Annotated in this window: 15 protein-coding genes, 1 other RNA gene and 2 pseudogenes; 5 read left to right on the forward strand and 13 right to left on the reverse strand. The window is 69.3% G+C overall.

The window, feature by feature from the left end; all coding sequences use genetic code 11:
* Positions 1-64: 64 nt before the first annotated feature.
* From dnaK to hrcA, 3 genes are all read right to left on the reverse strand, one after another.
* The gene (gene dnaK / locus QE438_RS05645; protein WP_306991887.1) at positions 65-1,990 is read right to left on the reverse strand and encodes a molecular chaperone DnaK; all 1,926 of its coding nucleotides are present in this window, start codon (positions 1,988-1,990) and stop codon (positions 65-67) included.
* 144 nt (positions 1,991-2,134) lie between these two features.
* Positions 2,135-2,662 carry a nucleotide exchange factor GrpE gene (gene grpE, locus QE438_RS05650; RefSeq protein WP_130518236.1) on the reverse strand — a complete coding sequence of 176 codons (528 nt, stop codon included), beginning with the start codon at positions 2,660-2,662 and terminating at the stop codon, positions 2,135-2,137.
* A gap of 47 nt (positions 2,663-2,709) precedes the next feature.
* Positions 2,710-3,786, reverse strand: coding sequence for a heat-inducible transcriptional repressor HrcA (hrcA, locus tag QE438_RS05655; protein WP_130531546.1), 1,077 nt, complete (start codon positions 3,784-3,786; stop codon positions 2,710-2,712).
* Between the two features lie 91 nt (positions 3,787-3,877).
* Between hrcA and recN the strand changes: the two genes are divergently transcribed.
* Positions 3,878-5,545: a DNA repair protein RecN gene (gene recN, locus QE438_RS05660; RefSeq protein WP_306991883.1), complete on the forward strand. Its 1,668-nt coding sequence runs from the start codon at positions 3,878-3,880 to the stop codon at positions 5,543-5,545.
* A 347-nt stretch (positions 5,546-5,892) separates the two neighbouring features.
* On the opposite strand, the gene fur is transcribed toward recN, so the two are convergent.
* Positions 5,893-6,297, reverse strand: coding sequence for a ferric iron uptake transcriptional regulator (fur, locus tag QE438_RS05665; RefSeq protein ID WP_130522640.1), 405 nt, complete (start codon positions 6,295-6,297; stop codon positions 5,893-5,895).
* A gap of 120 nt (positions 6,298-6,417) precedes the next feature.
* Between fur and bamE the strand changes: the two genes are divergently transcribed.
* The gene (gene bamE / locus QE438_RS05670) at positions 6,418-6,816 is read left to right on the forward strand and encodes an outer membrane protein assembly factor BamE (RefSeq protein ID WP_131658859.1); all 399 of its coding nucleotides are present in this window, start codon (positions 6,418-6,420) and stop codon (positions 6,814-6,816) included.
* Between the two features lie 21 nt (positions 6,817-6,837).
* Here bamE and QE438_RS05675 read toward each other — a convergent pair whose 3' ends face one another.
* Positions 6,838-7,092 carry an RnfH family protein gene (locus tag QE438_RS05675; RefSeq protein ID WP_130518226.1) on the reverse strand — a complete coding sequence of 85 codons (255 nt, stop codon included), beginning with the start codon at positions 7,090-7,092 and terminating at the stop codon, positions 6,838-6,840.
* A gap of 5 nt (positions 7,093-7,097) precedes the next feature.
* The gene (locus QE438_RS05680; RefSeq protein ID WP_130518224.1) at positions 7,098-7,526 is read right to left on the reverse strand and encodes a type II toxin-antitoxin system RatA family toxin; all 429 of its coding nucleotides are present in this window, start codon (positions 7,524-7,526) and stop codon (positions 7,098-7,100) included.
* A 74-nt stretch (positions 7,527-7,600) separates the two neighbouring features.
* Here QE438_RS05680 and smpB point away from each other — a divergent pair, with 74 nt between their 5' ends.
* A complete protein-coding gene (gene smpB, locus QE438_RS05685; RefSeq protein ID WP_130518223.1) occupies positions 7,601-8,095 on the forward strand; it encodes an SsrA-binding protein SmpB in 495 nt (164 codons plus the stop codon).
* Between the two features lie 71 nt (positions 8,096-8,166).
* On the opposite strand, the gene QE438_RS05690 is transcribed toward smpB, so the two are convergent.
* On the reverse strand, positions 8,167-10,488 hold the full coding sequence (locus QE438_RS05690) for a S8 family peptidase (RefSeq protein ID WP_306996123.1): 2,322 nt from the start codon (positions 10,486-10,488) through the stop codon (positions 8,167-8,169).
* Positions 10,489-10,769: 281 nt separating this feature from the next.
* Between QE438_RS05690 and ssrA the strand changes: the two genes are divergently transcribed.
* Together ssrA and QE438_RS05700 are read left to right on the forward strand one after the other, a co-directional pair.
* Positions 10,770-11,169, forward strand: a transfer-messenger RNA (tmRNA) gene (ssrA, locus tag QE438_RS05695).
* A 5-nt stretch (positions 11,170-11,174) separates the two neighbouring features.
* Entirely contained in the window at positions 11,175-11,420 is a 246-nt protein-coding gene (locus tag QE438_RS05700) for a hypothetical protein (RefSeq protein WP_306991879.1), read from the forward strand.
* Between the two features lie 19 nt (positions 11,421-11,439).
* Here QE438_RS05700 and QE438_RS05705 read toward each other — a convergent pair whose 3' ends face one another.
* The 6 genes and pseudogenes from QE438_RS05705 to QE438_RS05730 form a co-directional block, all read right to left on the reverse strand.
* On the reverse strand, positions 11,440-12,702 hold the full coding sequence (locus tag QE438_RS05705) for an AGE family epimerase/isomerase (protein ID WP_306996121.1): 1,263 nt from the start codon (positions 12,700-12,702) through the stop codon (positions 11,440-11,442).
* The gene (locus tag QE438_RS05710) at positions 12,702-13,697 is read right to left on the reverse strand and encodes a carbohydrate kinase (RefSeq protein ID WP_306991877.1); all 996 of its coding nucleotides are present in this window, start codon (positions 13,695-13,697) and stop codon (positions 12,702-12,704) included. Before QE438_RS05710 ends, QE438_RS05705 begins: the two co-directional genes overlap by 1 nt.
* A 271-nt stretch (positions 13,698-13,968) precedes the next feature.
* Positions 13,969-15,198, reverse strand: a complete 1,230-nt coding sequence (locus QE438_RS05715; protein ID WP_306991875.1) for an MFS transporter — start codon at positions 15,196-15,198, stop codon at positions 13,969-13,971.
* Between the two features lie 180 nt (positions 15,199-15,378).
* Positions 15,379-16,012: pseudogene (locus QE438_RS05720) on the reverse strand (OmpA family protein).
* 191 nt (positions 16,013-16,203) lie between these two features.
* Positions 16,204-17,620 (reverse strand): annotated as a pseudogene (locus QE438_RS05725) (deoxyribodipyrimidine photo-lyase).
* Positions 17,621-17,701: 81 nt separating this feature from the next.
* Positions 17,702-19,108: a replicative DNA helicase gene (locus QE438_RS05730; RefSeq protein ID WP_165394507.1), complete on the reverse strand. Its 1,407-nt coding sequence runs from the start codon at positions 19,106-19,108 to the stop codon at positions 17,702-17,704.
* Positions 19,109-19,462 lie beyond the last annotated feature (354 nt).

Consider the following 19,462-nt stretch of genomic DNA (forward strand, 5'->3'; position numbering starts at 1 on the left):
CAAGGATCGGAATCGAGGATCCGCAGGCCAAAGCCTTTACGAATCCCCAATCCCCAATCCCTGCTTACTTCTTGTCGTCCTTGACCTCGGTGAACTCGGCGTCGACCACGTCGTCGGCCGCACCGCGCGCCTGCTGGGCGCCGGCGTCCGCACCCGGACCGCCCTGCTCGCCCGCCGCGGCGGCGGCGTACAGCGACTGGCCGGCCTCTTCCAGCGCCTTGGAACGCGCCTCGATCTGGGCCTTGTCGTCGCCCTTCATCGCCGTCTCCAGGTCGGCCAGCGCGGCCTCGACCTTGCCGATCACATCGCCGCCGACCTTGGCGCCGTGCTCGGTGATCGCCGTGCGGGTCGAATGGATCAGCGCGTCGGCCTGGTTGCGGGCGCCGACCAGCTCCTGGAACTTCTTGTCCTCGTCGCGATGCGCCTCGGCATCGGCGACCATGCGCTGGATCTCCTCGTCCGACAGGCCCGAACCGGCCTTGATCTCGACCTTCTGCTCCTTGTTGGTCTTCTTGTCCTTGGCCGACACGTGCAGGATGCCGTTGGCGTCGATGTCGAAGGACACCTCCACCTGCGGCAGGCCGCGCGGGGCCGGCTCGATGCCGGACAGGTCGAAGCGGGCCAGCGACTTGTTGAAGCGAGCCTGCTCGCGCTCACCCTGCAGCACGTGCACGGTCACGGCCGACTGGTTGTCCTCGGCGGTGGAGAAGGTCTGCGAGGCCTTGGTCGGGATGGTGGTGTTCTTCTCGATGATCTTGGTGAACACGCCGCCCAGGGTCTCGATGCCCAGCGACAGCGGGGTCACGTCCAGCAGCAGCACGTCCTTGACGTCGCCGGCCAGAACGCCGCCCTGGATCGCGGCGCCCAGCGCCACGGCCTCGTCGGGATTGACGTCCTTGCGCGGCTCCTTGCCGAAGAACTCGGCCACGGCCGACTGCACCTTGGGCATGCGGGTCTGACCGCCGACCAGGATCACCTCGCTGACGTCGCTGGCGCGCAGGCCGGCGTCGTTGAGCGCGGTGCGGCACGGCTCGATCGACTTCTTGATCAGGTCGTCGACCAGGGCCTCGAGCTTGGCGCGGGTCAGCTTGATGTTCAGGTGCTTGGGACCGGAGGCGTCGGCGGTGACGTACGGCAGGTTGACCTCGGTCTGCTGCGAGGAGGACAGCTCGATCTTGGCGCGCTCGGCGGCGTCCTTCAGGCGCTGCAGGGCCAGCGGATCCTTGCGCAGGTCGATGCCCTGGTCCTTGTTGAACTCGTCCACCAGGTAGTCGATGACGCGCGCGTCGAAGTCCTCGCCACCCAGGAAGGTGTCGCCGTTGGTGGCCAGCACTTCGAACTGCTTCTCACCGTCCACGTTGGCGATCTCGATGATCGACACGTCGAAGGTGCCGCCGCCCAGGTCGTACACGGCGACCTTGCGGTCCTTGGTGTCGCCCTTGTCCAGGCCGTAGGCCAGGGCCGCGGCGGTGGGCTCGTTGATGATGCGCTTGACGTCCAGCCCGGCGATGCGGCCGGCGTCCTTGGTCGCCTGGCGCTGGCTGTCGTTGAAGTAGGCCGGCACGGTGATGACCGCCTCGGTGACCTTCTCGCCCAGGAAGTCCTCGGCGGTCTTCTTCATCTTCTCCAGCACGCGGGCGGAGATTTCCTGCGGGGCCATCTTCTTGCCGTCGGCGGTGGCCACCCAGGCATCGCCGTTGTCGTGGGCCAGGATGGTGTACGGCACCAGGTCCAGGTCCTTCTTGACTTCGGCGTCGGTGAACTTGCGGCCGATCAGGCGCTTGACCGCGTAGAAGGTGTTCTTCGGGTTGGTGACCGCCTGGCGCTTGGCCGAGGCGCCGACCAGGACTTCGCCGTCCTTGGTATAGGCCACGATCGAAGGCGTGGTGCGGTCGCCCTCGGAATTCTCGATGACGCGGGCCTTGCCGCCCTCCATGATCGCCACGCACGAGTTGGTCGTGCCGAGGTCGATGCCGATGATCTTGCCCATGATGTGACTCCGTTAGGAAGCGTGGTTGTCGGGGTGTGGCGGGCGGATCGCGCCTGCCGATGAACCCGATATAGGGATGTGATGGTGGGCTTCAAGCGCCCGTGGAACACAAAATCTCGATCCGGACAGGTCCGCCGGTCGCATTCAGTCGTGGCGGGCCACGACCACCAGCGCCGGACGCAGCAGGCGGCCGCCCAGCAGATAGCCCTTCTGGAACACCTGCACGACGCTGCCCGGCGCGGCGCCGTTGGCGTCGGCCTGGCTGATGGCCTGGTGGTGTTCGGGATCGAAGGGCTTGCCGACCGGGTCGAGCACGGTCAGGCCGTTGTCGTCGGCGACCTTGAGCAGCTGCTTCTGGGTCAGCTCCAGGCCATCGCGCAGCGGGCTGGGCTCGGCGCCGGCGGCGGTCAGGCCGGCGTCCAGGCTGTCGAACACGGGCAGCAGCTGGCCCAGCAACTTCTCGTTGGCGAACTTGCGGGCGTTGTCCACGTCGCGGGCCACGCGCTTGCGCTGGTTCTCAAGGTCGGCGCGCTCGAGCAGGACCGAGGCGCGCAGCTGGTCCAGTTCGTTGCGCAGGGTCTGCAGTTCGGCCTGCAGCAGCGCCTCGGTGGAAGCCTGGGCGTCGGGGTGCGCGGCGGCCTGCTCGCCGCCCGGATGTTCGTTAGAAGTCATGTCTGTGGTTTCCGTCCTGGCGGTCGGATGTCCGCCGCAAGCCCCACCTATGGGGTCGGCGCGGACGGATTCAAGTCATCGCCGGGACGCAGCATTGCCGCGCCGAGCGCGTCGGCCGCCGCCTGCACCACCGGAATCACGGTCTGGTAGGCCATGCGCGAGGGCCCGATCACGCCCAGCACGCCCAGCACCTGGCCGCTGGCCTGGGCCCGATACGGCGCGGCGACCAGCGACATCCCGTCCAGCGGCGCCAGGCCGGTTTCCTCGCCGATGAAGATGCGCACGCCCGGCGCGTTCATGGTGCGCTCCAGCAGCTGCAGGATCTCGCGTTTGCGGGCGAAGGCCTCGAACAGCTCGCGCAGCCGGTCCAGATCGGACAGGTCCTGCACCCCCATCAGCCGAGTCTGCCCGGCCAGCACCATGTCATCGTCCGAAGGGGTCAGCGCGTGGTCGGCCAGCTCGACCGCGTGGGCCAGCAGGCCTTCCATCTCCGAGCGCGCCGCGCGCAGTTCGCGCAGCAGCGTGGCGCGGATGTCGGCGATCGGGCGGCCGGCGAAATGGTGGTTGAGGTAGTTGGCCGCGCGCTCCAGCTCGGAGGGGTCGAAGCTGCGGCGCGGCTCGATCACCCGGTTCTGCACCTCGCTGTCGGCGAACACCACGATCGCCAGCACCCGGCGCCCGTCCAGCGGCACGAAATCGATGTGGCGGAAGGCGAACTGCTCGCGCCGCGGCGCGCCGACCACGCCGACGAAGCGGGTCATGGCCGACAGCAGCTCGGAGGCGTTGCCCAGCAGCGCCTGGGTCCCGGTGCCGGCCGGCAGCTCGGCGCGCAGGCGCGCGACCTCGCGCTCGGCCAGCGGCTGCATCTGCACCAGGCTGTCGACGAACACCCGGTAGCCCTGCGGGGTGGGAATGCGCCCGGCCGAGGTATGCGGCGAGGCCAGCAGCCCGGCGTCCTCCAGGTCGGCCAGGATGTTGCGGATCGTCGCCGGGCTGACGTCCAGGCCGGCGTGCTGGGCCAGCGTGCGCGAGCCGACCGGCTCGCCATCCTGGATGTAGCGGGCGATCAGGGTGCGCAGCAGCTGCCGCGAGCGCGCATCGAGGTCCGGACTTGAGGGCTTCATGACGCTTTAGATAGCGTCCCGCCGCCGCCCTTGCAACCGGGCCGCGCCTGTCTCAACCGCTGCGCCGCCTGCCCCTACAATGCCGGCCACTATGCTCCGACACCTGACCATCAAGGACTTCGCCGTGGTGCGCGCCACGGACCTGGAATTCGGCCCCGGCATGACGGTGATCTCCGGCGAGACCGGCGCCGGCAAGTCGCTGCTGGTCGACGCGCTGGGCTTTCTGTCCGGCGCGCGCGCCGATGCCGGCGTGGTGCGCCACGGCGCCCAGCGCGCCGAGCTGTCGGCCGAGTTCGAGCTCGCGCCGGCCGCCCCTGCCCTGGCCTGGCTGGCCGAGCACGCCCTGGACGAGGCCGGCGCCTGCCAGCTGCGCCGCGTGCTGCGCGCCGACGGCGGCTCGCGCGCCTGGATCAACGGCCGCGCCGTGCCGGTCTCGCAGCTGGCCGAACTGGCCGGCCTGCTGGTGGAGATCCACGGCCAGCACGAGCACCAGGCGCTGCTGTCCAAGCCGCGTCAGCTGGACCTGCTGGACGCCTTCGCCGGCAGCGCGCCGCAGCTGGCCAAGGTGCGCCAGGCCGCGGCCGCGTGGTCGACGCTGCTGGCCGAGCGCGAGCGCCTGACCGCGCAGGGCGATGTCTCCGACCGGCTCAACTATCTGCAGCACCAGCTCGACGAACTGCGCGCCGAGGACCTCAGCCCCGACGCCATCGAGGCCCTGTCCCAGCAACATCGCCGCCAGGCCCACGCCTCCAGCCTGATCCAGGCCTGCGAGGACGGGCTGACCCGCCTGTCCGGCGACGAAGGCCCCTCGGCCAGCCGGCTGCTGCTGCAGACCCGCGCCGAGCTGGCGCGCGTGCTCAGCCACGAGCCGCGCCTGGGTGAGGTCGACAGCCTGCTCGACAGCGCCCAGATCCAGCTGCAGGAGGCCCTGGCCCTGCTCAACCAGGTCCGCGACGACCTGGACGTGGATCCGGCCCAGTTCGAGCGCGCCGAGCGCCGCCTGGGCCGGCTGCACGACTTGGCGCGCAAGCACCGCGTCGCACCCGAACAGCTGGACGAGGTCGCCACCCGCATCGAACAGGAGCTGGACGGCCTGCGCGGCGCCGGCGAGCGCCTGGCCGGCCTGAACACGGAGATCGAGGCCGCCCGCCAGGCTTGGAAGGCCGCCGCTGCGGCCTTGACCAAGGTCCGCACCAAGGCCGCCACCAGCCTGGCCAAGCAGACCACCGCCCTGATCGGCGAGCTGGGCATGGGTGGCGGCAAGCTGGAGGTCCAGCTCGAACCCATCGACGCCGAACGCCCCGACGCCCAAGGCGCCGAGCGGGTCGAACTGCTGGTGGCGGCCAACGCCGGCCAGCCGCCGCGGCCGCTGCGCAAGGTGGCCTCCGGCGGTGAGCTTTCGCGCATCTCGCTGGCCATCGAGGTGGCCGCGCTGGGCTCGGACGCGGTGCCGACCATGGTGTTCGACGAGGTCGACTCCGGCATCGGTGGCGCGGTGGCCGACATCGTCGGCAAGAAACTGCGCGACCTGGGCCGCGCGCGCCAGGTGCTGTGCGTGACCCACCAGCCGCAGGTCGCCGCTCAGGGCCACGCCCACTACCGCGTCAGCAAGGCGCCGGTGGACGGCATGACCCAGTCCTCGGTCGAATCGCTCGACGCCGCCGCCCGCCGCGAAGAGCTCGCCCGCATGCTCGGCGGCGTCCAGGTCAGCGCCGAGGCCCGCGCCGCCGCCGGCAAGCTGCTCGAAGCGGTGGACTGACGCCGCCCAGTCCTGCTGGATGGGAAAGCACCCACCGCGCGTGACGCCGCCCCTGTAGAGCGGAGCTTGCTCCGCTGGGGCCTTCCCCGCGAACCGAACGGAGAGCAGCGGAGCGAGCTCCGCTCTACAGGTAAGCCGCCAGGTGATCGGAAGAGACAACTGCTTCCACGGCGCGTGGATCACGACTTCCTCCGGCCCGAAGCCTCCCACACGATGTGCGGGAAACGGCCCGCCGGACCGCTTTCCCTCCGAAGCCAAGACGCTCACGCTCCGCGCCCTTCAATGAACAGGGCGGCGGAAAAAAGGCCGGGATTTCCCGGCCTTTCCCCCACATCCAGCAAGGCGGCTTACTTGCGCTTCTTGCGCACGTACAGCACCAGCGAGTGTTCCTCGATCTCGTAGCCGTGCTCGGCGGCGATCTTCTCCTGCAGCGCCTCGATCTCGTCGCTGGAGAACTCGATGACCTTGCCGGTGTCGATGTCGACCATATGGTCGTGGTGTTCGCCGCGGTCCAGCTCGTAGACGGCCTGGCCGCCCTCGAAGTTGTGCTTCAGCACCAGGCCGGCGGCCTCGAACTGGGTCAGCACGCGGTAGACCGTGGCCAGGCCGATCTCATCGCCCACGCCCATCAGCGCGCGGTAGATGTCTTCGGCGGTCATGTGCCGGGGCTTGGCTTCTTCCAGCAGCGCCAGGATGCGCAGGCGCGGATGCGTGACCTTCAAACCGACCTTGCGCAGATCGAGCGATTCCATCGGGGGGCTCCCATTCATTGGCGGTTTAACGCCAGCTGCCTTGCGGTTGGGTCGCGGCGATGCGGCGCAGTGTATCATCGGCGGGCTTGTTCCCGACCTTTGCAGACCCGTCCCCCCTTCATGCGCAAATTCCTGCTTATCGCCGCCCTTGGCCTGGCCACTTCCGGTTGCGGCATCATCTACAAGCAGCCGATCTACCAGGGCAACCTGCTGCGTCAGCAGGACGTGGACAAGCTCGCCGTCGGCCAGAGCAAGCAGCAGGTGCTCGCCCTGCTGGGCACCCCGTCGGTGGCCGACCCGTTCCATGCCCAGCGCTGGGACTACACCGCCACCGAGCGCACCGACCGCCTGGGCCACACCCAGATGAAGAACTTCACCGTGTTCTTCAATGGCGATGCGGTCAGCAAGTGGGAAGGCGACTACTTCCCCAACCAGGACGAGGAACTGGCCCGCAACAGCATCCGCCAGTTCGGCCCCAACCTGGCCAAGGACAAGAAGAAGAAAGGCGGCGGCGGCTGATCCGCGCCTGAGCGCGACGCCTTACGGCGTCGCCGCGCGGCGACGGCGGGCATCCTTCGGATCGACCTGCAGCGGACGCAGCAGCTCCACCCGATCGCCCTCGTGCAATAGCGTCTGCGGCGTGGCCTGCACGCCGAACACCGCCACGCCCGTGGCTTGATCCTGACCTTCCAGCCGCGCCTGGCGCAGCGCATCGGCTACGCTGGCGCCCTCGGGCAGTTCCAGCGTCGCGGCGCGGTAATGCCGCGGCCAGGCCAGCACCACCTCGACCTTCATCGCCTTTAGTCGCCGCGGTCGGCGGTGCGCACGAAATCGTCGACCATGCGGTCGGCCAGCGTCTGGAAGCCCAGCGTGAACGCCGGCCCCAGCAGCCGGCTGGACGGCTCGAAGTCCAGCGTCAGGCTGACCTTGCTGGTGCCCTCGCCCAGCGCCTGGAACTCCCACAGCCCGTGCAGCTTGCGGAACGGGCCGTCCTTGAGCTGCATGTCGATGCGCCGCGGGCGCTCGAGCGTGTTCTCGGTGGTGAACCAGGTGCGCAGCGCGCCCAGGCCCAGGTCCAGCCGCGCCACCATGTGCGCCTCGTCGGCGGAAATCACCTCGGCCCTGTCGCACCAGCTGAAGCGGCGCGGATACGCGCGGACGTCGTTGACCAGATCGAACATGTACTCGGCCGGGTGTTCGACCAGGGCGCTGCGGCGGATGGTGGGCATCGTGTGTGAGGTGCGAGTGAGCGGGGAAACAGGGCGGACTCGCCCCGACCGGCTCCATCGGCGACAATGGACGGATGGCAAAGAAGTCGGACAAGGATAAAGCAAACAGCACGGGCACCATCGCGCTGAACAAGCGCGCGCGCCACGAGTACCACCTCGAGCAGCGCATGGAGGCCGGATTGTCCCTGCAGGGCTGGGAGCTGAAGTCGATCCGCGCCGGCCGCGCCAACATCGGCGAGAGCTACGCGGTGGTGCGCCAGGGCGAGCTGTTCCTGTTCGGCGCGCAGTTCACCCCGCTGATCCAGGCCTCCACCCACGTGGTGGCCGACGACCGCCGCACCCGCAAGCTGCTGCTGCACCGGCGCGAGATCGACTCGCTGATCGGCAAGGTCGAGCGCGACGGCTACACCCTGATCCCCACCGCGATGTACTGGAAGGGCAACAAGGTCAAGCTGGAGCTGGCGCTGGCCAAGGGCAAGCAGACCCACGACAAGCGCGCCTCGGAGAAGGACCGCGAGTGGGCGCGCGACAAGCAGCGCGTGATGCGCCGGCACAACCGCGACGCCTGAGCGCGCCGCGGGTCCTCTAGCGGTCGCGGTGCCTCGGCTGGCCTCTGGCAAGGCCGCATTCGGCACGCCCGCTAGGTCGCGGCCAGCATCTTGACCAGATTGGGCACACCGCAGCCCTGCATGTAGCGATCGCGGCCGATGTCGGTGCAGTGCGCCATCAGCAGCGCCTTGATCCGGTCGGGCGCGCCGATGAACTCGCGCCGCACCGACAGGAAGCCGGCCACCAGCCCGGACACGTGCGGGGCGGCCATGCTGGTGCCGCTCATTTCCAGCATCCAGGTGGACGGCTCGCGCAGGCGGTAGTCGTAATGCGCCGAGATGATCTTCTCGCCCGGCGCCACCACGTCCGGCTTGCAGCGCCCGTCGGCCGTCGGGCCTTTGGAGGAGAAGTAGGACACGCCATAGCTGTGCGGGTTGGTCTTGTGCACCGATCCCACCGCGATGGCTTCCTGCAGGTTGGCCGGATCGCCGATGGTCATGTCCATGTTGGCCGCCAGCGGCACGCCGTCCTGCTGGACCAGCCAGGCCAGGCCCTCGTTGCCCGCCGCCAGCACCACCACCACGCCCTGCCGCCACAGCCGGCGCAGCTCGTTGCACAGCGGGGTGAAGCCGCAGCCATAGCTTTCGGCATCGAACCAGCCGCCCAGGCTCAGGTTGACGCCGTGGATCACCAGCTGCCCGGCCTCGTCGTTGATCCTGGCGACCTGCTGGATCGCCTTGATGATCCAGGAGTCGCGCCCGCGGCCTTCATCGTCGAGCACCTTGAAACCGTACAGCTGGGCCTGCGGCGCGATCGCGGTAAACACGACCTTCGCCCCACCGTCCTGCCCGGGATACGGCGCGCTGCACTGCCCGGCGATGATGCCGGCCACGTGCGTGCCGTGGCCGCTGCGGTCCATGTGGGTGAAGGCGCGCCCGTCGGTGCGTCGCAGCAGCTTCGGCGCGCCACGCACCGTGCAGTCCCACTGCGCCGGCACCAGGTCGCGCTTGCCGGCCTGGTAGAAGTGCGGATGGCCGGCGGCGATGCCGGTGTCCAGCACCGCCCAGCCGATGCCCTGCCCCAGCGCGTGATAGGCGCTCTGCGCGGCGTCGGCCTGGATCACGCTGCGCGAGCGGTCCAGCAGGGCGCGCTTGCCCGCGTCGCGCCACAGCCGCTTGAAGCTCAGCGCCTTGAAATCGTTGCGCAGCGATTCGATCTCGAAGCGCGTCAGCTGCGCCGACACGAAGCGGTCCAGCGTGTCCTCCAGCACGATCGCCTCATCCAGCGCCTGTCCCGACAGCCCGGTCTGCGGCGCGGCAAGCGCACGGATCCGCGCCACCAGGTCCGCCTTGACCTCGGCCGGGCGCAGTCCGGAGGGCAGCTGGTCCAGCTCGATCAGCACCTCGTGCCGCGTCGTCCCGCCCATCGCCTCCATCCGGTCGGAGAGGTCCTTGAGCACCACCGTGCTGGTCACCGGCTGGTCGAAGCCGGCCCCGACCACGTCGCGGACCCGGCTGCGCACCTGCGCGATGGACAGATAGCCCGAGCCCGAATGCGGATTGCGCGGTCCGTCCGGGTTGATGCCCGGCGCGGCGTAGTTGCTGAAGCGGCCGTCGGCGCCTGCGATGTCGTCGGACAGGTCGGCATCCAGCGCGACCGGATCGCGGCGGTCGGCGACGTTGAACCAGGCGCGCACGCACGGCGGGAACGGCAGCTTCTTCTGCTTGATGTCCTGCTTGAACATGCTGCGCACCGCCGGCAGCCCCAGCGGCGAGCCGATCGTCAGCAGCAGCGCGACATCGCACTGGCTGGCCTTGAGCTTGCGCAGCACCTCGTAGGCGATCATCGAGCCCTGGCTGTGGGCCAACACCACGAACGGCCCGCCGCCGGACATCAGCCGCTCGCGCAGGCTGTCCTCCATCGCCGCGCGCCGCGCCGGGACGAAGAAGAAATCGTGCACATCCTGCAGCAGCGCGGCCGAGACCAGCCGCAGCAGGATCTCGTTCAGACCCGACCACAGGCCGCGCGCGCCGGGGCCGGCGGCCGCCTCGAGCGCCGCACCGTCCTGGACCTGATCCAGCACCGCTTCCAGCTGGGCGCGCTGCTGCGGGGTCTGCGCCAGCGCATCGACCAGCGCATGCAGGTCGCCCCCTGCCGGCGGCAGGCCGAAGGCGGACAGCACACGCTGCTCGGCCTGGCTGATGGTCGGGCCCTCGTCGCGATCGCTGCAGGTGCCGGCCTCGGGCACCGGATAGCGCTTGCGGTCCACCCAGTAGGCCATGCGCGTGCGTTCGCCCATGGCCCGGCCGAACAGCGCCTGGTCCCACTGGCAGCGCAGCACCTCGGCCGGCGGCTTGTTGCCGATGCCGTGGATGTAGACCACGGTCATCGCCTTGCCCTGGGCGCCGGCCATGTAGCCGCTGCGCGCCAGCGGGGTCTCCGGCGCGGCCGTGGCCTTGGGCGTGCCGCCGGCCTTGCGCCCGGGGGACCTGGACTTGGACGGGGTGGCCCCGCGGGCCGGTGGCTTGCTGGCCATGCGCATCTCCTGGCAATGGATATCCGTGCCAACGCCGGCCCTTAGCCGGTGCGGTCAGGCCACTGCAGGCTAACCGGGCCGCGTCGCACGCCTTGTGACCGGTGTCCTGCGCCCCTACACTAGTTGCATCGGAACGATCTTCCGACCCAGTTCGAACCGGGGGTGCACTGGCTTCGACGGGGGTTGCGAAATTGTCTGGTGCATGCCGAGGGGGCAGCTTTCCTCGTAAATCCAGCGGCAAAATCATAGTTGCCAACGACGACAACTACGGTTCGGACTTCGCTCTCGCCGCCTAAAAGCAGCGTTGAGTTGTAGTTCTACAGCCGCCTAAGGCGAACCCCCGAACCTACTTGTGCCCGTGCTCGTAGGTGTAGGGTCATTATCACGGAACCGGCGTTGACGGCTGCCTGTCAGTCATCGCTTAACCAAAACAGGCTGGTCCTGGGGTGCGCTTCGCACGCCGTGCTGCTCCGGGGCGAGATCCAACGGTGAGCTAAGCATGTAGTACCGGGCATGGAGTGCCTTCGGACGGGGGTTCAATTCCCCCCACCTCCACCAAACACTTGAAGGGATTCAACGAGTCGGGCCGCCTGCGAGGGCGGCCTTCTTCGTTTCCGGGCCATCGCATTGAAACGCCGACCGATCGACGGCTGCTCGCCGCGGGGCGGACCTACATCGAGACCGCGGGCCCGCATCTGCAGGCCGCGCCGCATGTCCGCCGCAGCCTGGTCCTCATTCTGGCGCCGCAAGGTGCGCCGGCCGTCGTCCCGGGCGGCGACTGGCGTCCGACCGGCTTCCGCGACCGCTAGGAAGCGATCCAGCCGCTGACTAACCTGCGCCGTGGGCGCGCAGCTGATCCATCACTTCGTAGCAGGCGCCCATGGTGTGGTAGTCGGTCTTGCCGGCGGGGCTCTTCTCGTCGCTGTACTTACGGTTGTCCGCATCCAGGATGCGGTACCAGGCGCCGTAGGTGTGGTCGATCATGTGCGCCCACGAGAACTGCCACAGCCGGTCGTACCAGTCCCAATAGCTGGCATCGCCGGTGCGCAGGGCGATCAAAGCGGCGGCGGCCAGGCTTTCGGCCTGCACCCAGAAGTACTTGTCGTCGTCGCAGACCTGGGTGGGCTGCTGCGCGATGTCGCCGCTGTCGGCGGGCAGCGGCGTCACCAGCGGTGCGAATCCGTAATACAGCCCACCGCGCTTATCGTCCCAGCTGCGCGCCACGGCGGTGTCGAACAGGTGGCGCGCGGTCGGTACCAGCCAGTCGATGCCGCCATCCAGCTCGCGGTCCAGGATCAGCAGCAGCTTGGCCCATTCGGTCTGGTGGCCGGGCTGGAAGCCCCAGGGGCGGAACAGGTGCTTGGGATTGTCCTTGTTGTACTCCCAGTCCACGTTCCAGTCGGTGTCGTAATGCTCCCACACCAGGCCGCCGGCCTTGGCCGCCTGCCGGCGGGTCATGTGGTCGGCCAGCAGCAAGGCGCGGTCCAGGTAGCGGCGCTCGCCGCTGGCCTGCCAGGCCGCGAGCATGGCCTCGCACATGTGCATGTTGGCGTTCTGGCCGCGGTAGGTGCTGAAGTTCCAGTCGGCGTCGGCCTCGTCGCGGTACAGGCCGGGGCCGGCTTCCCAGAAGCGCTGCTCGAGCAGGTTCCAGGTCTCGTCCATCCAGCCGCGCGCCTCTTCCACCCCGGCCTTAAGCCCGCAGGCGTAGGCCAGCAGCACGAAGGCCACGCCGTAGCAGTGGTTGGTGGTGTCCTCCGGCACGCCGTCGCGCAGGGTCCAGACATAGCCGCCGTTGGCCGGGTTGCGGTGCACCTGGCGCAGGTAGCGCAGGCCGTGCAGCATCGCCTCGCGGTATTCGGGACGCTCGAACTCGCGCCAGGCCATGGCGTAGTTGAAGACGAAGCGCGTGCTGCTGACCAGGTGACGATGGCCGGCGTCGTAGACGGTGCCGTCGTCTTTGAAGTACTGGAAGAAGCCGCCGGCCGGATCGATGGCGCGCGGGTGATAGAAGGCCATCGTCTGCGCGATGTGCTCGCGCAGGAAGTCGGTGGAGCGGAAGTTGGGCATCGGGGCAGCGTCCATCGGATTGATCACAGCAGAGACAGGACTTCGGCACGGGTCGGCATGGCCGCGAACGCGCCCTTGCGCGTGACCGCCAGCGCGCCGGTGGCGGTGCCGAAGCGCACGGCTTCTTCCACGCGGGCCGGGTCGGCGCAGAACGCGGTGAAGCCCGCGCCCGCCCCACCCAGTTCGACCAGCCGGACCAGCAGCCCGCCGACGAAGGCATCGCCCGCGGCGGTGGTGTCGCGCACCTGCACGGCGAAGCCCGACACCTGTCCTTGCGCCTGGCGTGTGGTCCACACCACCTCGCCGGGCCCGTCGGTGATCACCAGCAGTTCGGTGCGCTCGGCCAGCAGGCGGGCGATGACGCCGGCCTCGGCCTGCGCATCCTGGCCGGCGAGGAACTGCAGCTCCTCGCGCGAGAGCTTGACGACCTGCGCCAGCGCCAGGCCTTGCCACAGCGTGGGCGTCGGATCGACGCCCTCCGGCCACAGCGCCGGGCGCAGGTTGAGGTCGAAGCTCACCACCGCGCCGGCCTGGCCGGCGCGCTGCGCGCCGGTGAAGGTGGCCTGCGCGCAATCCTCATCGGTCAGGCTGTTGGAGCAGAAATGGAAGACATGGGCGCGCGCCAGACAGTCGGCGTCGAAATGCTCGGCCCGGAACAGCAGGTCGGCCGCCGGCGGACGATAGAAGCTGAAGCTGCGCTCGCCCGCCTCGTCCAGGGCCACGAACGCCAGCGCGGTCTTGGCCTGCGCCGTGCGCACGGTGTGGCCGACGCCGACGCCGAAGCCGGCCAGCGCCTCATGCAGGAAGTCGCCGAACATGTCTTGCCCCAGCATCCCCACGAACTGGCTGTCCGCGCCCAGGCGCGCGGCGGCCACCGCGACATTGGCCGGCGCGCCGCCGGCGTATTGCTCGAAGGCGCGGGCCTGGCCTTCGACCGGCGGTTGGGCCAGCAGGTCGATCAGCACTTCGCCGAAGCAGACTAGAGAGGCCGGGCGGCCGAGCGCAGCGTCATGCGGCATGCTGGGAATTCGCAGAAGAGAGCGGGAAGAGACGGGCTTGCGATGCGGCCATGCGCGCGGGAGCCAGCGCTGGCGCGCACGACGCGGCAGGGGCGCGCGGGAGGTGGGACTGAATCGCCATTTGGCCGTGTTCAACCGATTTAGATCGATTGAAATTTCGCATACCGCGCATTGGATTGCATCCCGCAGCGCAGCACCAAGGCGCGCGAAAGCCGGTCGGAGCCGCCAGCCTAGGTGACGCGCAAGGCGCGCGCCACTCGCCCGACCCGACTCAGCCTGCCGCTTCGGCCGCGCCCTCGCCCGCCTCGCGCCGCTCGGCGCGGCGCGCCAGACCGTAGAGCGCCAGGCCCGCCGCGGCGGTGGCCGCGCCGACATAGCCGGTGACCGTCCAGCCCAGCCCCGCGCTGATCGCCAGTCCGCCGAGCCACGGCCCCAGCGCGTTGGCCACGTTGAAGGCGGCGTGGTTGGACGCGGCCGCCAGGGTCTGCGCGCTGGAAGCCACGTCCATCAGCCGGGTCTGCAGCACCGGCGCCAGGCTGACCATGGTGCCGACCGCGATCACCGCCGGCAGCAGCGTCCACACCGAATGGGCGCTGGCGGGAAACGCCAGCAGCACCAGCGTCGACCAAGTCAGCACCACCGGCGTGGCGCGGAACTGCAGTCGGTCGAACAGCCAGCCGCCGCCCACGTTGCCCAGGATGCCGCCGACGCCGAAGGCTACCATCGCCGCCGGCACCCAGCGCTCGTCCAGGCGGGTGACCTCGAGCAGCGTCGGCGCCAGGTAGGAGAACACGCAGAACATGCCGGCGAAGCCGATCGCGCCGATGGCCAGCGCGTACCAGACCTGCGGGCGGTGGAAGTCGCGCAGTTCGCGCAGCGGATCCTGGCGCGGCTCGTTCGGGTTCGGCTTGAGGAAGGCGGCCACCAGCGCCACGGTCAGCAGCGCGAGCGCCCCGACCAGCCCGTAGGCATAGCGCCAGCTCAGTACCTGGCCCAGCCAGGTCGCCAGCGGATTGCCGATCAGCATCGCCACCGTCAGGCCGAGCATCACCCGGCTGACCGCAGCGGCGCGGCGGTCGGGCGGGCTCATCGAAGCGGCCACCAGCGCGGCCACGCCGAAATAGGCGCCGTGCGGCAGCCCGGCGATGAAGCGGAACACCAGCCCCACGCCGTAGTTCGGCGCCAGCGCGCTGGCCAGGTTGCCCAGCGCATAGAACCCCATCAGGAGCAGCAGCAGCGTGCGCCGCGGCAGGCGCGCGCCTAGGATCGCCAGCACCGGCGCGCCCACGACCACGCCCAGCGCGTAGGCGCTGATCAGATGGCCGACCTGTGGCTCGCTGATCGACAGCCCGCGGGCGATATGGGGCATCAGCCCCATCGAGGCGAACTCGCCCACGCCGATCGCGAAACCGCCCATCGACAGGGCGAAGAGGACCAGCACATAGACGCGGCGGGAAACGGGCGCGGCCGGCGCGGTGCCGGGCGTGGGCGCAGGGGCCATGGGGAATGCCTGGCGGATGCGGAAGGCCGTGCATTATGACGCGCCGCAACATCGACCTGATCACACGCAGCTTTCCACGGCACGCGGTGTCGCGGGAGACCATCGCGGGCGCGCTGTCACAAAAGCAACGGGCCGCGATGCGGCCCGTTGTGTCGTGCGACGTGTGGAACTTGCAGTCGGTCAGCCGCCCTGCTCGACCGGCAGCACGCGGATCTCGACGCGGCGGTTCTGCGCGCGGCCGGCCTCGGTGTCGTTGCTGGCGATGGGATAGCGCTTGCCCATGCCGATCACCTCGAAGCGCTGACGCATCAGGCCCTGGCCAATCAGGTAGTCGGCGACCGCGTTGGCGCGCGCCTCGGACAGGGTCTGGTTGACCGCATCGCTGCCCACGCTGTCGGTGTGGCCGCTGACTTCCACGATGGTCTGGTTGAACTCCTTCAGCGTGGCCGCGACGTTGTTGAGCGCCGGATAGAACTGCGGCTTGAGCGCGGACTTGCCGAAGTCGAAGGTCACCCCATCCGGCAGATTGAGCTTGATGACATCGCCGTCGCGGCTGACGTCGATGCCGGTGCCGGCGGTCTGGCGACGCAGCTGCGCCTCCTGGCGATCCTGGTAGACGCCGATCGCGCCGCCGGTGAGGCCGCCGACACCGGCGCCGATCAGCGCATGCTGACGACGCGAGGTCGCATCGTGGCCGCTGAGCAGGCCCACCGCCCGCGCCGATGCCGGCGCCGATCAGCGCGTTGTTGCGGGTGCGGTTGGGATCGTTCGGGTCGCTGGTCTGGCCGGTGTAGGTGGCGCAGCCGGCCAGCATGGTCGCGGAGAGGACGCCGCACAGCAGGGTGCGCGAGAGCAGCTTGGAGGTGTTCATGGTGAGAGAACCTTTCCGGGGGTGGATCCGGGTGTGTTGCGGTGTGCGCACGCTAACGCCCACGGCGACAAATGCCGATGAATCGCGCCGTGCCGAGCCTGGAGAGGTTCAGCGGCGCGAAATTCCTGTCAGGTTCAACGCGTCGCCGCGTACGCGGCCAGCGCGGCCTCGCGCCCTTCGGACAGATCCACCAGGGGCCGGCGCGGATACTCGGGCGCCAGGCGCTCGAGCAGGTCGGGAGACTCCCATGGCGCGAAGCGCGCCTGCAGCGGCAGCGCTTCGAGTTCGGGCACCCAGCGGGTGATGTAGTGCGCCTTCGGATCAAACTTCTGCGCCTGGGTCACGCGGATTGAAGATGCGGAAGTATGGCGAGGCGTCGGCACCGGTGCCGGCCACCCACTGCCAGCCCAGTGTGTTGTTGGCCAGGTCCGCATCGACCAGCGTGTCCCAGAACCAGCGCGCCCCTTCCAGCCAGTGCACGCGCAGGTGCTTGGTCAGATAGCTGGCCACGAGCAGGCGCACGCGGTTGTGCATCACGCCGGTGTGCCACAGCTGGCGCATGCCCGCATCGACGATGGGCACGCCGGTGCGACCGCGTTGCCAGGCCTGCATCCGGTTGGCATCGGCCCTGGCCCACTGGAAGCCGTCGAAGCGCGGGTTGAGGTTGTCCTCGATCGTGTGCGGGAAGTGGTGCATCAGGTGATAGGCGAACTCGCGCCACACCAGCTGGCGGATGAACCCATCGATGTCGCGCTCCAGTTTGGCGCTGCGCACCTGCTCCAGCCGCGCGATCACCCGCCAGGGTGCGATCTCGCCGAAGTGCAGATGCGGCGACAGCTGCGAGGTGCCGGTCCGGTCCGGCAGGTCGCGCTGGTCCAGATAGCCCGACAGCGCACCGTCGACGAAGACCTCCAGCGCCTCGTGCGCGCCGGCTTCGCCGGGCTGGTGCTGCGCCCAGAAGCCCGCATCCCAGCCCAGCCGCGGCTTGAGGCCGAGCGCGTCGACGCCTTCGCTGCCGATGCGCGCGGGCACCGACGGCAGCGTGCGTGGCGCGTCCTGCAGCACACGCTGCCGCAGCGCGGCCAGCACGCTGCGGTAGTAAGGCGTGAACACCTTGTACGGCCCGCCGCTCTTGGTGGTCACGTCCCAGGGCTCGGCCAGCAGCGCGGCGTTGCAGCTGCGCGCATCGAAGCCCTGGTCCTTCAGCGCCTGCTTGATCGTGGCATCGCGCGCCTGGGTGGTCGGCTCGTACTTGCGGTTCCAGAACAGCGCCTGTGCCCCGCTCTGCGCGATCAGCGCCTCCAGCACGCGGCTGCTGTCGCCCTGACGCACGACCAGGCGCGAGCCGCGTGCATGCAGATCGGCGCTCAGCGCCTCGAGCGAGTGGTGGCGCCAGGCGTTGGACGCCGCGCCGGGCGCCCAGCGGCCTTCCTCGTGCGGGGCGTGGATGTAGACCGGAATCGGATCGAAGCCGGCCTCCAGCGCCATGTGCAGGGCCGGATTGTCGGCCAGGCGCAGATCGTTGCGGAACCAGACCAGTGCGGCGGGCATGCGGGCCTTGGGGCGGAAGGAGACGCCCGCGATGGTGCACGCCCGGCCGGCGCGGGGCGGTGAAGCCGCGCGCCGACGGGCTTATTCGAAGCTGCCCACCGAGTCGTGCGCCAGATTGTCGAAGCGGGTGTACTCGCCGAAGAACTTCAGCTTGCACGAACCGGTCGGGCCGCCGCGGTGCTTGCCGATGATGATCTCGGCCAGGCCCTTGTCCGGCGAGTTTTCCTTGTTGTAGTAGTCGTCGCGGTAGATGAACACGATCATGTCCGCGTCCTGCTCGATGGCGCCGGATTCGCGCAGGTCGGCCATCACCGGGCGCTTGTCGGTGCGCGTTTCCAGCGAGCGGTTGAGCTGGGACAGGGCGATCACCGGCACGTTGAGTTCCTTGGCCAGGCCCTTGAGCGAGCGGCTGATCTCGGAGATCTCGGTGGCGCGGTTCTCGCTGTTGCCCGGCACGCTCATCAGCTGCAGGTAGTCGATCACGATCAGGCCCAGCTCGTGCTCGCGCTTGAGGCGGCGGCACTTGGAGCGCAGCACCTCGGGCGACAGGCCCGGGGTGTCGTCGATGAAGATCTTGGTCTCCTTGAGCATGCGGATGGCGGCGGTGACGCGGCTCCAGTCCTCGTCCTCCAGCTGGCCGTTGCGCAGGCGCTGGGCGTTGATGCGCCCGTTGGAGGAGATCAGGCGCAGGGCCAGCTGCGCCGAGGACATTTCCATCGAGAACACGGCCACGGCCTTCTTCGACTTGATCGCCGCGTACTCGGCGATGTTCAGCGCGAAGGTGGTCTTGCCCATGGCCGGACGCGCGGCCAGGATGATCAGGTCGGTCGGCTGCAGGCCGGCGGTCATGCCGTCGAACTCGGTATAGCCGGTGGGCAGGCCGGTGATGGTGCCGCCGTTGTTGTAGCGGTCCTGCAGCACCGAGAACGCGTCCTTCAACGCGTTGGGCATGGCCACGAAGTCGCTGCGCCCGCGCGCGCCGGCCTCGGCGATGGCGAACACCTTCTGCTCGGCCGCGGCCAGCAGCTCGGCGCTCTCGCGGCCTTCGGGCTGGAAGCCGTTGTTGACGATCTCGGTGCCGACGTCGATCAGCTGACGCATCACCGCCTTGTCGCGCACGATCTCGGCGTAGGCGGTGATGTTGGCGGCCGAGGGCGTGGAGCTGGCCAGCTCGATCAGGTAGGCGCCGCCGGCGATCAGGTCCGACTGGCCCTGCCCTTCGAACCATTCGCCCAGGGTCACCGCGTCGAACGGGCGGCTGCGCTCGGCCAGCTCGCTGATGGCGCGGTAGATCAGCTGGTGGTCGCGGCGGTAGAAGTCGTTCGGGGTGAGCTTGTCGTTGACCCGGTCGTAGGCATCGGGTACCAGCATCAGCCCGCCCAGGACGGCCTGCTCGGCCTCGATCGAGTGCGGGGGCATGCGCAGCTGTTCGATGCGCGTATCGGTGGGATCGTTGCGGAATTCGCGATCGCGACGGGGTGCAGCCATGGGTGTGAGGTCTCGAAGGGCGAACGCGCCAACGCGCGCGCCCATGTTAGTCAGCCGGCCGCTCGACCGGTATGCATAAGCCTGTGGACAAGTGGTGGAGAAGATGTGCGCTGCGCGTCTCAGCGGCTGCGAGCGCGCCGTGCAGGTCGAGATGGCTCTCTATCGAATCCACGCGTGTCGGCGTCCTGACTTCGGGTGGGCAACGTTGAGATTCAAGCCTTCGATTCGACAGAAGTCACGATCCATCGGCCGCTGGGCCTCGGCCCCGCCTGAAATGCTGAAGATGCTGGCGGCAACATTGCTTGTCTGGCCCCATGACCGTGGGAGCCGCCATGACGGCGACGGGGCTTTCCC

Source organism: Pseudoxanthomonas sp. SORGH_AS_0997 (genome assembly GCF_031453535.1).
Lineage (GTDB): Bacteria > Pseudomonadota > Gammaproteobacteria > Xanthomonadales > Xanthomonadaceae > Pseudoxanthomonas_A > Pseudoxanthomonas_A winnipegensis.